The organism is Gammaproteobacteria bacterium, assembly GCA_013214945.1.
Lineage (GTDB): Bacteria > Pseudomonadota > Gammaproteobacteria > Enterobacterales > Psychrobiaceae > Psychrobium.
The window spans coordinates 62,511-77,875 of sequence record JABSRT010000016.1 but is presented as its reverse complement, the minus strand read 5'-3'; the positions used below and the strand labels follow the sequence as shown (position 1 = coordinate 77,875).

Here is a 15,365-nt window from a genome sequence, read left to right as displayed (position 1 = left end):
CTAAGGCTGAACAATTATTAAGCTAATCATTAAGCCCTTTATGAAAAATAATAGTTAGCCAATTTATGGGAATGCATCATGCAAAGTCGTGCCAATATCTGTGATAGTCAATTCGCCAACCGCGTCATGCAGCGGCGGTTGCCTGCCGCAAGCAACCAATTAACGCCAGCGCAAGTTGGTTTAAGCGCCGTTGAATTAGTCGATTTATTTGAAAGTCAGTTAATGAGTCGCCACCTCGATTTACAGTCTCGTTCGCTCGCACTAGCCAAACAGAGTTTTTACACCATTGGCAGCAGTGGCCACGAAGGCAATGTTGTCATTGGCAAAGCTTTTCGGGTTAATGACATGGCTTTTTTGCATTATCGCTCTGGCGCATTAATGATCCAGCGCAGCAAGCAACTGCCCGGCCAAACCCCGCTTTATGATATGCTGCTGTCATTTGTAGCGTCCAGTGACGATCCTATTTCAGGTGGCCGCCACAAGGTATTAGGCAGTAAAGCGCTGTTTATTCCGCCGCAAACCAGCACCATTGCCTCACATTTACCTAAAGCGGTTGGCGCAGCTTATTCCATTCCATTAGCCAGTCAGTTTAACATCGACACACCTCTGCCCAATGACGCAGTGATCTTATGTAACTTTGGCGATGCCTCGACCAATCATTCCACTGCCCAAGGTGCGATTAATACCGCCGCTTGGATTAGTTATCAGCACATTCCACTGCCCCTCGTGTTTTTGTGTGAAGACAACGGCATTGGCATTTCTACCCCGACCCCCAGCAACTGGATCCACGCCAATTTCAGCCAGCGGCCAGGCCTTAAATATTTCAGCTGCGATGGCCTCGATTTGCTCGACAGCTGGCAACAAGCGCAAGCCGCTCAGCGCTGGGCCAGAGAATATCGCCAACCGGTCTTTTTGCACATGAAAACCGTGCGGCTATTTGGCCATGCTGGCAGCGATACTGAAATTGCTTATCGGGATCGCAGCTTACTTGAGGCCGACGAAAACAATGACCCGCTGCTGCATAGCGCCCGTATTTTACTTGATCATCAGATCATGACCGCCCAGCAAATAATTAGCATGTACCAACAAATCAAACAGCGGGTAGCACGCATCGCGGTTCAAGCGCTCAGTCGTCCCAAGTTAACTAACATAGACCAAGTCAAAGCAGCAGTAGCCCCTGCCCACCCCGCTGTTAGCAGCCCCGACTTAACCACCGAACAATTCCGCCAAACCCTGTTTAAAACCGAGCTGCCTGCAATGAATAAACCACAACACATGGCGCGCTTGCTCAATTGGACCTTGGCCGATTTGATGGCCGAGCAGCCTAACATTTTTATTGCCGGCGAAGATGTCTGCAGTAAAGGCGGTGTTTACGGGGTGACGAAAGGCTTGTTTAACAAGTTTGGCAAAAAACGTTTAATTAATACCCTGCTTGATGAGCAAAGCATTCTTGGGCTGGGCATTGGCGCCGCTCATAACGGGTTTTTGCCGATTATTGAAATTCAATTTTTGGCCTATGTGCACAATGCCGAAGATCAAATTCGCGGTGAAGCCGCCACCCTGCCATTCTTCTCCAATGGCCAATTTAGTAACCCAATGGTGATACGAATTGCCGGATTAGGCTATCAAAAAGGCTTTGGTGGCCATTTTCATAACGATAATTCACTGGCTGTTTTTCGTGATATTCCCGGCTTGGTGATTGCCTGTCCGTCGAACGGTCGAGACGCCAGTGAAATGTTACGGGCGGCGGTTAACTTTGCTAGAACCGAGCAGCGGGTGGTGATATTTATTGAACCCATTGCCTTGTATATGACCAAAGATCTGCACCAAACAGGCGATGGATTGTGGAGTTTTAATTATGCCTCACCGCGTCAGGCCCAGCCGATTAAGGTTGGCGAAATTGGCGTGCACGGCCAGGGCAACGAACTGGCCATTGTCAGTTACGGCAACGGCTTTTACTTGTCGTGCCAAGCGGCCAAGGTGCTAGAGCAACAATATGGCATTTGCTTGCGCTTAATCGATTTACGCTGGTTAGCGCCGTTAGACGAAACAGCGTTGATGGCCACATTAGAGTCCTGTGAACATGTGTTAGTGGTTGATGAATGCCGGGCCACGGGGTCGTTTAGCGAGCAATTACTCAGCGTTATTTATGCCAACAAACAACCCCAACTACAAGTCGGTGTCCTGTGCGGTGAAGACTGTTTTGTGCCACTCGCCGGTGCCGCCACCTTTGGTATGCCGAGCAAAGACACCATCACCGCGGCCGCACTTAAATTACTAGGGAAGTTAATGCCACTGGCAACCAGTGAGCTAACTCAGCAGTCAGAGAAGGAAATACCCCATGCACAATAAAAAGCAGGCCGTGGTCATTTGCCCCGGGCGTGGCAGTTACAACAAACAACAACTGGGGTATCTGTTACAGCATCACCAGCAACGCAGCGAGCTCATAACAACCATTGACCAGTACCGAACAACACAGGGTTTTACGTCTATAGCAGCGCTCGACCAAATGGCCAGCTATGATCTCACTACCCATACTTTAGGGCACAATGCCTCGGCGTTAATCTATGGCTGCGCCGCGGGGGATTATCAGGCGATTGATCTTGAGCAATACGATATTTGCGCCATTAGCGGTAATTCCATGGGCTGGTATATTGCGCTTGCTGCCGCTCAGGCCTTGGCACCACCCGCAGCAATCGAGCTGATTAATACCATGGGTTCATTGATGAGCAAGCAGCTAATTGGCGGCCAAATAATTTATCCGGTGGTTGATCAACAATGGCAAGCCCAGCCGCAAGTTAGGCAGCAGTTATTAAGCCTAATTAACACCATTAACCAAGCTCACCAGTGTGAACTTTATCTTTCAATCGACTTAGGCGCTTACTTCGTCGTCGGCGGCAATGAGGCCGGACTTAAACAATTTAGTCAGCAAGTTACTCCTGTCGAGCATTATCCGTTACGGTTGTTCAATCACGGCGCTTTTCATACTCCATTGCTTAATCCCTTGGTTAATGACGCGCAGGGCTTATTAGCTAAAGATCTTTTTTGCCCGCCTAAAATTCCACTGATTGATGGCCGCGGCCATATTTGGCAGCCCCATGCGACCGATGTGGCCCAACTGTATCAATACACGCTTGATCACCAAATATGCCAACCGTATTATTTTAATCAGGCAATCGATGTCGCGATTAAAGAGTTTGCCCCCGATGTTTTTATTGTGCTGGGCCCAGGCAATGGTCTAAGTTCAAGCATCGCGCAGCGTTTAATAGAGCTAGAGTGGCAAGGCATTAACAATAAAGAAGCCTTTATTAAACGTCAAAAAGACGATCCGATAATTATCGCGATGGGCTTAGAGCATCAACGCTCTTTGGTAGTAACTGGGACTAAAATATACTAACTGACTGACTGACTGACTGACAATATTATTGTTATTTTTGACAGTACAAGGTTTCGGCGTGGCAATGATTTATGTGAGCGGTGATATTACGACGGTTGTAGTATTACAACCTTATTAATTATCATCATTGAATGAATTGCGGTTAACTTGATCAATGATTTTATAAAAAGTGCCATCTTGTTTCATTTTATCTATCGTTTTGGCAATTTTCAGTGCAAGAACTTTATGTTTTTTATGCATGTATGCGTATATTTCAGTTTCTTCCAACTTTACAACTTCAATAATGCCAGCTAACTTAGGATTCGCTGCTATGATTTTATTACCTTGGGTACTTTCAGAAATAACCACGTCGGCCCTGCCAACCGATAATACTCTAAATGCTTGCTTATCGGTGGTAGCTTGACCAATTTTGTCAACTGGCAGCACTCTTTTAAGCTGTGATTCAACATTCTTGCGGCCACGATAATAAATCGCAGTATAGCCTTTTAGATCATCCCAATTTTTAATCTTAATATTCTTTTTAGCAAAGACAGCCACCGAGACAGTAAGCAACTTAGACTCAACTCTTACCAGGTTTGGATATTTTCCCGCACTTACTTGATGAAAGTTATAAACCCGATGTAATTGACCGTCCATTTCTCCTGAATTCGACATTTTAAGAGAGCGTAAACTCGGATGATATTGGGCTGAAAATTTAATCCCGTTTCTTTTAAACGCCTCAGTCAATATCGGTACAATTAATCTTGGTTGATAGGCATCTAAAGGTGCACCGCCTGAAAATCTTACTTGGGTAACGGTTTCTGCCATTACTATTGATGTAACAAAAGTAAAAAGGATAACAATTAAGTAATTTAACTTGCTCTTGATCAACTGAGACATGTTGCGGCCTATGCATTTATATAAAAAGCTATCACATATAGCCAACTATTTGAGAATTCAAGTTTCAGTGCTGCTAGGTGAAATAGCATAACTAAAGATATTACCGTTTTATTGAGCAATATGCACACAAAGAGTATCAAAAATTGTGCCTGTAAATATCAAAATTGTGGTTTGAAATGCTGGCTGTTTTTTATACATTGATTACCGATCTATTCAAGTAATCATAACTGTCGAATTAGTTTTTTATGACGCCGGATTTATTATGCGGGCCAAAAACTTAACTGAGTGGCAATGGCAGGAGTTAGCTGAATTATTTGACTAGAATAAAATGAGCTCAGGCACTATGCCTAGAGCTCATTTGGGGGAGTTACTCGCCGTAAATATCAAAGCTAAAGTAATTAGCTGCAATTTTGTCGTAAGTACCGTTGGCACGAATATCTTTAATCGCCTGATTAAACTTCATGCTAAGCTTCTTGTCATTCAAACGCATCGCTAACGCTGTGCCTTCGCCAATATAAGCTTTGTCGGTTACCGCCTCTCCGGCTAACGCAAATTTTTGACCACGTTCTAAATCAAGAAAGGCCAATACTAATTGGTCAGAATTACCAAAAACGGCATCTAAGCGTCCGTTTTCAAAATCTAGATACACTTCATCTTGTCCGGTATAACGTTTAATCGTAGCAACATCACCGTAGAAATCGGTCACGTAGCGATCATGGATTGTGCCAATTTGAACACCGATAGTTTTTCCCGTTAAGCCAGCTTTATCGATGCTGATGCCCGAACTTTTCGCGGTCATAAAACGTGCGGGCGTTTGGTAATATTTATCACTAAACAAGACTTTTTTCTTGCGCTCTTGGGTTATCCGCATCGACGCCATAATGACATCCGACTTACGGGCCAATAAGCTCGGAATTAAACCGTCCCAACTTTGAGTTACCCATTTACACTTTAGCTGCGCCTGAGCACACAAAGCATCGGCAATTTCAATGTCAAAGCCGCTCGGAGTGCCCGATGCATCTTTAAAGTTAAACGGTGGATAGGTAAAGTCTGACGCTAACTTAATGACCTTTCCATCACCCGCTTGCACGGTACCAAATAAAGCAGTCGCCACTAAAACGCCGACAGTAAGTAATTTTTTCATGATAAAAATCCTCTGAGTATATTGTTATTGTTGTTACTGATGCTGTTATTAATAGCTTTTTAACGCTGTTAACGTTTCGACCATGCTGCTTTTAGTGCCGATTGAAATTCTGACGCAACGCTTAAGTTTGCCTTCATGGGCCTGATTTCGCGTTACTATGCCCTTGCTTAACAAGAAATCATAAATACTGCTGTCGGTATTAAACCTTATCAATACAAAGTTGGTTGCCGAGCGATAAACCTCATCGACTATCGGCAATTCCTGCAGCTGCTGGCTAAACCAATCACGAACCTCAACTAACTGCTCGGTATGGCCTTGCATTTGCACCACCGCTTGCTCTGTCAATGCTTGCAAGGCAATAGTCGCCGTTGGATCTGCAATAGGGTAAGGGGCTATCAAACGCGCGACATAGGCCATCACTTGCGGGGCCGCCATTAAAAAGCCACAACGAATCGACGCTAGGCCGAATGCTTTCGACATCGTGCGAATAACAATTAAGTTAGGGTATTGCGTCATCAAAGACAGCACGGTATCGGCAGGCGAGAATTCAATATACGCTTCATCAACCACCACCAGCGTTGAATCTTTGCTCGCTTCGAGCAGCTCAACAATATCGCGCTGATGAATTAAATTGCCGGTCGGGTTATTCGGCGAACACAAAAACAATAAACTCGACTTGGCTAACTGCGGTTTTATTGCCGCGACATCTAACTGAAAATCTTCAAGTAATGCAACTTTAACCGTTTTTACGGCAAAAGCGTCGGCGCAAAATTCATACATCGCGTAAGTGGGTGGGCAAATCAAAATTTGATCATTGCCCGGCTGACAAAAAGTTCGGATCAATAAATCAATCGCCTCATCGGCACCACGCACTGCGACGGTTTCGCAAGTTAAATCGCCGGCACTTTGCTCACAGTAGCGTTGATATTGCTCCGCCAGTTGATGCGGCAAAAAGTCTGGGTAGCGATTATAGTTGTCGGTACACCCTTGCGATAGTTGACCGTACTGATGACCATGCTCAAGTTCATTGGCATTAAGCCATAAATGCCCCTGACCACCAATGCGGCGGGCCGATTGATATGGTATGAGTTTTTCTACCACCTCAGGCACTAGTTTTTTAGCTAACGAACTCACAATTCACCTCCACGTTCTTGAATAAATAATCTAACAAATAGCGATATTTTGAATATTAATTCACTTTTTGCGATATATAAAACCTATAAATCATCTTATTTTTAGATTTAATCAAATCGGGATTGAAATTAGAATCGAAATATTGACATACTAGCCATGACAAAACCGCATAGCTAGGGAGTGAGACACACAATGATCAAACGATTGCCATCAACCAAAGAATTACAGGCTTTTTTAGTGACGGCTGAGCTGCTTAATTTCACCGCTGCCGCCCAAGTATTAAACGTCACTCAAGGCGCGATTAGCCGCCAAATTATGTCGCTGGAACAACAGCTCAAGGTTCGGTTATTTCAACGTCACGCCAGAGGTTTAACGTTAACGAGCAAGGGCAACGAATTATTGCCATTGATTGAGCAAGCACTTAACTTGCTCAACCGGGCAGTGGAGCAAATATGCAGTGACAAGCAACAAATAAAACTTAAGGCACCTAGCTGTATTACGCCGTGGTTGTTACCTAAATTAATGGCGTTTGAGCAGCACTATCCTGACATTGATGTCGAGCTAACATCGGCGATTAAGCACAATGTAAACTTTGCGACCGAGCCCTTTGATGCTGCAATCTGCTATGGCCCCGCGCCGCAAAATAAATCATTGTTAACGCAGCTGTTGTTTGAGGAACGTTTAACCCCGGTTTGCGCCCCGAGTTTATTGCCTGATGCAAAGTCGCCACTAAGTACCAATCAACTGCAGTCAAAAACTTGGCTGCATGCCACTCCGCAGAAAAGTGATTGGATGTTATGGCTAAAACAAGCCCAACGTCCTGAATTGTTGGCCGATCACAACCAACATTTTGCCACGTTAGATTTGGCGGTCAATGCCGCGGTACAAGGGTTTGGCATTGCGATTGGCGACGTTACGCTTGCACAAGCAGACTTAGCCGCGGGCCGGTTAGTTACGCCACATCCATTAACCATCACTTCTGGCAATAGTTATTATGTCGTTCAACCTAAATCGCTGAAAGCGCCGAATTTACAGTTATTAATCGATTGGATTTTACAGCCCTGACTATTGGAAAAACAGACAATGTAATGTAAAAAATGGCATCAGCACTAACACTGCTATTTAGTGGTTTTTTTGGGTCTGCTCCCAGTGCAATACTTGTTGTTGGATCCAGCCTTTAAAGCTCTCAATGGCGTGCAACGAAGACTGTACTTTCGATGATCGACCCTGCAATAAGTAATAGCCAAATCCCGCCTTAATCGGCGCAAAAGGTGCCACTAAATTACCTTTGCTTATATCATCGCCGAGCAAAGCCTGACGGGCCAGTGCCACACCCTGCCCTGCTGCCGCGGCTTCCATCGCCAAGTCGGTACGGTTAAATGAATGCCCTTGGCTACTATCATTATTATCTAGCGCCATTGCATTAAACCAATAACGCCATTCACTGTCGGGGCTCGCCCCGAGCCAAGGCATCGCATCGTGTAATAAATTAACCTGCGCCCAGCACTTGGGATCGTGCCAATTAAATTGTTGCGCATAAGCCGGACTCATCACCGGAATAAGCGCCTCGGCTAACAATAACTCGGCTTCATTGCCAGGATATGGGATCGGGCCAAAATCAATCACTAGATCATAATCAGTGGTCGCCTTATCAACCAAGGCGCTGTCGGCGAAAATTTGAATTTTAATTTCGGGGAATTCTTGATAAAAATGCTGTAAACGCGGTACTAGCCATTTATAAGCAAAAGACGGGGTTGATTTAATCCGTAACTGATTGCTCGTGATGTTGCTCACTTGCAATTTATCGATGGTGGCTGCGATATTATCTAAACTTGGTTGCACCGTATTCAACAACTGCTCACCACAAGGTGTCAGGCGAATACCGCGAGAATGGCGTTCGAACAAGCATAACTTAAGCTGCGATTCTAAATTAGCCATTTGCTGACTAACCGCGGCAGCCGTTATATGTAACTGCTTGGCTGCCTTAGTAAAACTGCCACATGATGCCGCGGCTTCAAAGGTGCGCAGCGCCGCCAGAATTTGACCATTTAATTTCATTACTGTCTCATTACTCTCTCATTTCAGCTAAAAGCGTTAACCTTGCCTTAAGCCTAACATCAGCGTTAAGTTTAACTTAACGCTGATGTTAGCAATCATTGCTTGTTGTGTCAGTCTAAATCAATAAAATCAGAGCCATTATTTAGTCGTGCATGAGTTTGCAATGAAAGTATTAATCTTAGGATCGGGTGTGGTCGGTGTTACTAGCGCTTGGTATTTAGCCCAAGCCGGACATCAGGTTACCGTGGTTGACCGCCAAAGCGATGTGGCTTTAGAAACCAGCTTTGCCAATGCTGGCCAAGTTTCACCGGGTTATTCATGTCCATGGGCTGGGCCGGGTGTGCCGCTCAAGGCTGTTAAGTGGTTATTGCAAGACTTGTCACCGCTGCGGATAAATCCACTGGCCGACGCTAACCTCTATGGTTGGATGATGAAGTTATTGCTGAACTGCAACGAACAAAGTTATCAGAAAAATAAGGGCCGCATGTTACGTTTGGCTGAATATAGCCGTGATAATTTACGCAGCCTGCGTGATGAGTTATCACTTAATTACGAACATCGAACTCAAGGTACCTTGCAAGTTTTTCGTCAGCAGAAACAATTAATCGCAGTGCAAAATGATATTAAAGCGCTTGAGCAAAGCAATGTTAATTATCAATTATTAGACAATGCTGGTTGCATTAATTACGAGCCCGCGTTGGCCGAGGTTGAGCACAAGCTGGTCGGTGGCTTACGCCTGCCCGATGATGAAACCGGCGACTGTTATAAATTCACCAAAGAATTAGCTAAAAAATGCCAAGAGATTGGCGTTACATTTTTATTTGACCACGCCATTGAAAAACTCGTCGTTGATAATAAAAAAATTGTAGCAGTGCAAACAGATCAAGGTGAGCTCACGGCCGACAGCTATGTCATGGCGTTAGGCAGCTACTCTCCACTGCTGCTCAAACCATTAGGCATTAAACTACCGGTTTACCCGGTCAAAGGTTACTCATTAACCGTGCCGATTATTGACAGCGGTTTAGCCCCAGTCTCAACCGTGATGGACGAAACTTACAAGGTCGCGGTTACTCGCTTCGACAATAGCATTCGAGTTGGTGGAACCGCCGAGCTAACTGGTTTTAACACTGATTTACCGATATCGCGTCAAGCCAATGTCGACTTTGTGTTAAAAGATTTATTTGCCGGGGCTGGCGATATGTCGCAAGCCAATTACTGGACCGGATTACGACCGATGACGCCCGATGGCACGCCAATTATTGGCCGCACCGACGTTGAGAACTTATTTGTTAATACCGGACACGGCACCTTAGGTTGGACCATGGCTACTGGCTCCGCCAAGTATTTAAGCGACATCATGAGCGAGAAAACTCCGGATATTAGTACCGAGGGTTTAGGCATTGAGCGTTATCAGTCATAAAATATAGAATAATTTATGCACTGTTCTCATTACGGTTTTAACTATTTTTTAACTACTGTTCTAATTACGGTTTTAAGTTCTGTTTTAAGCATTAGGCTGTACAATCGACAGTCGTATTATTGAATCAATCATCGCTAATGACGACTTCGTCTTAGCAACATTACTCTTTTTAAGGTCAAGCATGAAAATTGAACGTTTAGAAACAGCCCAGCGTATGAGCCGCATCGTTAAGCACAATGGCACCGTCTACCTATGCGGCCAAGTCTGTAAAGATTCAACCAAAGACATCACCGAGCAAACCTCAAGCATGTTAGAAAAAGTAACAGATCTGCTTGCGCAAGCCGGCAGTGACAAAGAGCACATCTTGTCAGCTACTATCTACGTTAAAACCATGGACGATTTCGCTGAAATGAATGCCGTATGGGATAGCTGGGTACCACAAGGTTTTGCGCCTGCTCGCGCTTGTGTGCAAGCGAGCATGGCTCGTGAAGAGTTATTGGTTGAAATTTCAGTGGTAGCAGCCGAGATATAATTCGCGCTTTTACTGCCACAGCCACTCAATTTCCACGAGTGGCTTTGCCTTCACTTATTAGTGCGATGAAAGGTCGTTGAAGTAATTACCGAGTCAGCATAGCTAATTAAGCAAAGTGATTATAATGACCATCACTTGGCTATTGGTTTCAAACACCAACGAATCACCACTGATTAAGTCGCCGTCACTAACAACTTCGCCATCGACTAAGCCGCTGCCTTGCGCTAGATACATCACAAACCTTTGGTCCAAATTCACGCTTTTACCAGCCTTTAAGTAACCAACATCGATTAGAGTGTTACTGGAAAAAGTGGCACCTAGATTGTCTGCCCCACCATAAATCCGAGTTAATCCGTCGCTTGGTAATGAATATAATTTATAATCTGCGCACTGCCCAGCCTGTTCGGGTAAGACCCATAGCTGAATCATTCTATTTTTAGCTTGATCTGGATTTATTTCATTATGTGAAAAACCTTCACCGCCGGCTCGTTGCGCCTGTACTTGTCCAGCCAGTAACGACTGCCCATGCTTTAAAGATCCCTCATGAGTAACCTGCCCATCAACCATCACAGAAATAACGTCGATCTCTTTGTGGTCATGTAAACCAGTTTCCCCCATCGGGTTAAATTGAGCGTCAGCTAAATAGACAAAATGACCGAGCCCCTGTGACACACCTGGATTCGCCCTACCTTTAAACACTTGCTCATCCATCACCAAACGATGCTCTTTTATACCGGAAAACCCACCTTGTTCTAGGTCACTTTTACGTAATATATTCATGAACTTCACCTTTGCTGATTAGACTGCTAGTCAGTATCAACCGCGCCTAATCATTTAATTGGGTTACTAAAACCTATGGCAAGATGTGTTTACATTGTAAATAATAAGCACCTAGCAACCTTGATTGCTAAGGTGTGTTTACAATGCACAGTATTAGATGTATCACCTCGACCAACCTCAATGGATCATGCTACTAAGCCATTAGCGCCGTTGGTTTTATAAACCGAATTTTATTCAGACCAACATTCATAATAGGAGCCTTGCGAGCAAAAATATATGCTTAAATTCAGACCAGAGCATCTCGTCGCTACAATAATACGTTTGGTTAATATTAAGGGGATGCAGCGGTGCGCTTAGGTGGTTGATAATGGAGGTAATATTTATCGAGGAGTGGCTGAAATGATTAAATGACCGCGTAAAAGTGACTTGCTCCAGCAACGCAAACAAGCCTTATTTAGTGCTCTACTTTAAATAATCTAAATGACTAACCGCATCTTTAAGCTGAACATTAAGCTCGGCATGGCTTAGCTGCTGTGTTTCACTGTCAAAGTTATCGTAAAAATTGGGGATCGACAAACTGGCTTTAACCACCCCATTAAAATAAGGTGCCGACTGTACCGCAGCCGCTAATACCGTTGAAGCGCCCATCGCGCCTGGTGACGTCGCCAGTAACACCATTGGCTTGCGCTGAAATACTTTAGGTTCAATTCGCGAACACCAATCGAATAGGCTTTTGTAAGCGGCCGTATAGGAGCCATTATGCTCAGCAAATGAAATAATCAGACCATCGCAAGCCGTTATTTTGGCTAAAAAGTCCTTAGCTAACTGAGGATGCCCCAACGCTTGCTCCTGATCTTGGCTGTATAACGGCAGCTCGTAATCATTAATATCTAAAATTTCAACTTCAACCTTAGTTAACAAACCCGCCGCATAGACGGCCAACTGTTGATTGATAGATTTTTTATGACTACTGGCGGCAAATGCAATTATTTTCATGCGCTACTCCTGATATTTGGTTAGGACGATAGAATAATTAATAACAAGTAGTCCACTATCGCAGTAATCGAGCAATTAAAACAAGCGCATTTAAATTAATAAAGCGCCAAATTAATGAGCTATGGTGCAATCAAATCGCATAAATAACTGCGATCTAATTGCACCAATTTCTTAAATCCCTTTTAAAAAGGAAATAATTTTGTTTTTCTCTTCGCCTTCAATTTTCTTCAAAAAATGATGCAATTTATCTTGCTCTTCTTTCATTATTGCGTCGAAATCAACTTTGAAAGGTGAACCGTCATAATATTTAGCGACTGTGCCTGTTGCACCATGATCAGCATCGATCGACTCGCGCCATCGCCATGCATGACTAGCCCACTCATCTTGGTCAACCAATTCTGGTTTGGTGAACCAAACGTTCCATGTCAGCACATTTTCGCTTTGCAACATGTTACCGGAACCCATGTTAAATACGTCCATGATCAGTTGATTAAACTCATCAACTACCGGGTAACCCGTTTTTATGATTGGCCCAATCTGAACCGCCAGATTTCCTACAGTCCATGCTTCGTCTTCGTGGTTAGAAAATCCTGGGATCTTGAAGTTATCGCTCTGGCCTTTATTTAGTGCAAAGTTCGGTTGCTCAGGGCTTGCCACTTTATGGGTCGAGACAACTATCGCCTGAGATTTTGTCGAAGGGAAAGGCAACTTGCTCTTTTCAAAATGCTCCCATAATTGCTTAACAATGAAATTTTGGTTAGCACTTGGGCTAAACCAAATTTTACCCACCACGGCCAAATCAGCTGCGCATTCTAAATTATCTTCATTAACCCAGCCTCTAGTACCAGTCACTGTAACTTCTACATTTAAAGTGCCAAATGACGGAGAGGTTATGCCTTGTTGAGGGCAAATAATTGAATACACTCTGCCAGTATCAGTGTAACCGATCCGCGAAATGTCCGGTGCGAACATCTGATAACATCGTTTAGGATCAGCATGACCCATTTTTGTTTGCCAACTAAACTCAGGCCACTTAACCGCTTGCTGACGCTGCAACTTAGCAATATTGCGCATATTGTCTTGCATTGCTAAGGAGCTAAGGTCTGGTGTTGGATAAGAGAATGCCGGATTTGATGCTTCAAACCCACCAAGCCAACCAGGTACAACATCTAATTTCTGCTTAACTGTCATTACATATTCCTTTATTAATCGTTGTTAGAGCTTAATATAGCGATGTTTACATTAAAAAAGATCACCATTGACTATCCTATAGTTCCAATAGTAATCAGTGGTCGAAGGTAACGTTTTTCGCTGAAATAATAAACAAAAATTACAAAAAATACGGAAAATGAGAGCTTGCCAGAATGGGGCTGGCCTATAGTTAATATTAGCTATAGGCCTATATACAACGACGAACGGCTTATCCTAAATAAGCAAGTGGGATCCGTACTCCCATATTTTCACGGGTAGTGATAATTGGCGCACTCGGGGTGTATGTAGGAGGTTTAGGCAGTACGTCATGATAGTGCAATAACACATTAACTGCGGCAACGGCTTCGGCGCGTAAATCTTGATCAATAATGACGTCAATCTCATTATTAGACAACAAGGTATAAGAACTCTCATTTAATTCATGGCCGATATACACCACATCGTTAGTCCAGCCCATTTTTTTTATCGCATTAGCCACACCACTAGTACCACCAGCAACACTATAGACGCCTAAAGGCTTTGTGCCAGAGTTAAATAAAGTAATCAAACTACCGTAACTTTCTTCATCAAGATCATGATTATTAAGCGATTCACGAATAGTTAAATTAGGGAACTCTTCTCGAATGATCCGGCGAAACCCCAGCTCACGTTCGTATTGAGCACGATAAGAAGCGCTGACCACCAGCACAACCTCACCGGCTGTTTTCCCGATAAATCGTCCCATTAAGTGCCCAGCAGTCCGACCAGCACTGGCATGGTTCATCCCGATATATCCTAAGCGAGTGGTATCGCTTAGGTCCGTCGTTAGGCAGACAATTGGGGTTCCCTGCGCCATGATCTTATTCACAGCAGAAGAAATAGCCGCGTCTTCCCGGCAAACCAAAATGAGGCCGTCATGTTTAGCCGCCGCTTGTTGGAGCAATGCGAGATAGTCGGGCAAATTGAACATTGATAGGCTATAGGTTGAAAATGTAGTATTTAACGCGCTGTAACTATCACCAATAGAGTCCACCACCTGTTCGATGGAATTAAGAAATGGTGTACCCGACTCCATCACAAAACCATAACTGAGCGGCCTAGATTGTGACTTTGATTGTGATTTAGTTTGCGCCGATTGCTCTTGAGCGTCAGCAGACAATTCTTGCATCGCGGCAATAACCCGCTCGCGAGTATGGCTACTAACTTTAGTGCGATTACTTATGACGCGGTCCACTGTCGCCAGACTAACACCAGCACGAGCAGCTACTTGCTTGAGAGTCGTCTTCTTAGGAATGTCTAAAACGGTGGACATGGAACAGTAACCTTTTATTGGATCGTAGCAGTACATGCTAAAAAAACCCTGTGACAATTGCAAGCTGATATAAGGAAAGTTTCAATCACCTCTCAAAATGAGGTTAAACACCTCATTCATTTCAACAGTCATACATCTCAAAAATAGGACTCTTGTGTATTTCGTATAATGAGCCAATTTAAGAAAATTATTTAATAAAAAAATCAAATCAATGCACGTTGTGCAATTTAATAAACATCAAAATAAAACCTAATAACACCACACGAACATCAAGACAACTTATTGTTATCAAACAATTTAAGTGCATACCAAACTCATGGTAAAACAATAAGTCATTGCTAAATAAATTTATGACTTATGCGTTTTCTCACTTTTTATTTGGCCTGATAGCTATTACTCCTCAATGAGCATGCCCGCTCATTTTTCAGCTTGTCGACGGTAACAAAACAAGTCATTTATTTTATAAAAATGAACATACAATGAAATGGGCGCTCAAAAAAAAGACTGTTGACACCTCAAAAT

The 15,365-nt window shown here is 43.8% G+C and carries 13 protein-coding genes; 5 read left to right on the top strand and 8 right to left on the bottom strand.

The features are described 5' to 3' along the window. Window positions 1-78 precede the first annotated feature (78 nt). Window positions 79-2,352, top strand: a complete 2,274-nt coding sequence (locus HRU23_13245; GenBank protein ID NRA55104.1) for an MFS transporter — start codon at window positions 79-81, stop codon at window positions 2,350-2,352. Continuing rightward, complete coding sequence (locus HRU23_13240; protein ID NRA55103.1) at window positions 2,342-3,397, top strand: ACP S-malonyltransferase; 1,056 nt, start codon at window positions 2,342-2,344, stop codon at window positions 3,395-3,397. The genes HRU23_13245 and HRU23_13240 overlap by 11 nt, the downstream gene beginning before the upstream one ends. 114 nt (window positions 3,398-3,511) lie before the next feature. Here HRU23_13240 and HRU23_13235 read toward each other — a convergent pair whose 3' ends face one another. The 3 genes from HRU23_13235 to hisC form a co-directional block, all read right to left on the bottom strand. Beyond that, window positions 3,512-4,276, bottom strand: coding sequence for an ABC transporter substrate-binding protein (locus tag HRU23_13235; protein NRA55102.1), 765 nt, complete (start codon window positions 4,274-4,276; stop codon window positions 3,512-3,514). 367 nt (window positions 4,277-4,643) lie between these two features. After that, window positions 4,644-5,420: a transporter substrate-binding domain-containing protein gene (locus HRU23_13230; GenBank protein NRA55101.1), complete on the bottom strand. Its 777-nt coding sequence runs from the start codon at window positions 5,418-5,420 to the stop codon at window positions 4,644-4,646. A gap of 48 nt (window positions 5,421-5,468) precedes the next feature. Then, on the bottom strand, window positions 5,469-6,554 hold the full coding sequence (gene hisC / locus HRU23_13225) for a histidinol-phosphate transaminase (protein NRA55100.1): 1,086 nt from the start codon (window positions 6,552-6,554) through the stop codon (window positions 5,469-5,471). 192 nt (window positions 6,555-6,746) lie between these two features. On the opposite strand from hisC, the gene HRU23_13220 reads away from it, so the two are divergent. Beyond that, window positions 6,747-7,619 carry a LysR family transcriptional regulator gene (locus tag HRU23_13220; GenBank protein ID NRA55099.1) on the top strand — a complete coding sequence of 291 codons (873 nt, stop codon included), beginning with the start codon at window positions 6,747-6,749 and terminating at the stop codon, window positions 7,617-7,619. Between the two features lie 57 nt (window positions 7,620-7,676). Here HRU23_13220 and HRU23_13215 read toward each other — a convergent pair whose 3' ends face one another. Beyond that, window positions 7,677-8,612 (bottom strand): LysR family transcriptional regulator, encoded by a 936-nt coding sequence (locus tag HRU23_13215; protein ID NRA55098.1) that lies wholly within the window; start codon window positions 8,610-8,612, stop codon window positions 7,677-7,679. Window positions 8,613-8,775: 163 nt separating this feature from the next. Between HRU23_13215 and HRU23_13210 the strand changes: the two genes are divergently transcribed. Together HRU23_13210 and HRU23_13205 are read left to right on the top strand one after the other, a co-directional pair. After that, window positions 8,776-10,032, top strand: coding sequence for a D-amino acid dehydrogenase (locus HRU23_13210; GenBank protein NRA55097.1), 1,257 nt, complete (start codon window positions 8,776-8,778; stop codon window positions 10,030-10,032). 181 nt (window positions 10,033-10,213) lie between these two features. Beyond that, window positions 10,214-10,564, top strand: a complete 351-nt coding sequence (locus HRU23_13205; protein NRA55096.1) for a RidA family protein — start codon at window positions 10,214-10,216, stop codon at window positions 10,562-10,564. 102 nt (window positions 10,565-10,666) lie between these two features. Here HRU23_13205 and HRU23_13200 read toward each other — a convergent pair whose 3' ends face one another. The 4 genes from HRU23_13200 to HRU23_13185 form a co-directional block, all read right to left on the bottom strand. Then, the gene (locus HRU23_13200; protein ID NRA55095.1) at window positions 10,667-11,344 is read right to left on the bottom strand and encodes a pirin family protein; all 678 of its coding nucleotides are present in this window, start codon (window positions 11,342-11,344) and stop codon (window positions 10,667-10,669) included. 462 nt (window positions 11,345-11,806) lie between these two features. Continuing rightward, window positions 11,807-12,340 carry an NAD(P)H-dependent oxidoreductase gene (locus HRU23_13195; GenBank protein NRA55094.1) on the bottom strand — a complete coding sequence of 178 codons (534 nt, stop codon included), beginning with the start codon at window positions 12,338-12,340 and terminating at the stop codon, window positions 11,807-11,809. A 171-nt stretch (window positions 12,341-12,511) separates the two neighbouring features. Further along, window positions 12,512-13,531, bottom strand: a complete 1,020-nt coding sequence (locus tag HRU23_13190) for a hypothetical protein (protein ID NRA55093.1) — start codon at window positions 13,529-13,531, stop codon at window positions 12,512-12,514. Between the two features lie 229 nt (window positions 13,532-13,760). Continuing rightward, window positions 13,761-14,843 carry a substrate-binding domain-containing protein gene (locus tag HRU23_13185; protein NRA55092.1) on the bottom strand — a complete coding sequence of 361 codons (1,083 nt, stop codon included), beginning with the start codon at window positions 14,841-14,843 and terminating at the stop codon, window positions 13,761-13,763. Window positions 14,844-15,365 lie beyond the last annotated feature (522 nt).

Excerpts from the sequence above, each read along its gene's own strand:
- HRU23_13245 (NRA55104.1), top strand. The coding sequence starts at position 79 with ATGCAAAGTCGTGCCAATATCTGTGATAGTCAATTCGCCAACCGCGTC.
- HRU23_13240 (NRA55103.1), top strand. The coding sequence starts at position 2,342 with ATGCACAATAAAAAGCAGGCCGTGGTCATTTGCCCCGGGCGTGGCAGT.
- HRU23_13235 (NRA55102.1), bottom strand. The coding sequence starts at position 4,276 with ATGTCTCAGTTGATCAAGAGCAAGTTAAATTACTTAATTGTTATCCTT.
- HRU23_13230 (NRA55101.1), bottom strand. The coding sequence starts at position 5,420 with ATGAAAAAATTACTTACTGTCGGCGTTTTAGTGGCGACTGCTTTATTT.
- HRU23_13220 (NRA55099.1), top strand. The coding sequence starts at position 6,747 with ATGATCAAACGATTGCCATCAACCAAAGAATTACAGGCTTTTTTAGTG.
- HRU23_13215 (NRA55098.1), bottom strand. The coding sequence starts at position 8,612 with ATGAAATTAAATGGTCAAATTCTGGCGGCGCTGCGCACCTTTGAAGCC.
- HRU23_13210 (NRA55097.1), top strand. The coding sequence starts at position 8,776 with ATGAAAGTATTAATCTTAGGATCGGGTGTGGTCGGTGTTACTAGCGCT.
- HRU23_13205 (NRA55096.1), top strand. The coding sequence starts at position 10,214 with ATGAAAATTGAACGTTTAGAAACAGCCCAGCGTATGAGCCGCATCGTT.
- HRU23_13200 (NRA55095.1), bottom strand. The coding sequence starts at position 11,344 with ATGAATATATTACGTAAAAGTGACCTAGAACAAGGTGGGTTTTCCGGT.
- HRU23_13195 (NRA55094.1), bottom strand. The coding sequence starts at position 12,340 with ATGAAAATAATTGCATTTGCCGCCAGTAGTCATAAAAAATCTATCAAT.
- HRU23_13190 (NRA55093.1), bottom strand. The coding sequence starts at position 13,531 with ATGACAGTTAAGCAGAAATTAGATGTTGTACCTGGTTGGCTTGGTGGG.
- HRU23_13185 (NRA55092.1), bottom strand. The coding sequence starts at position 14,843 with ATGTCCACCGTTTTAGACATTCCTAAGAAGACGACTCTCAAGCAAGTA.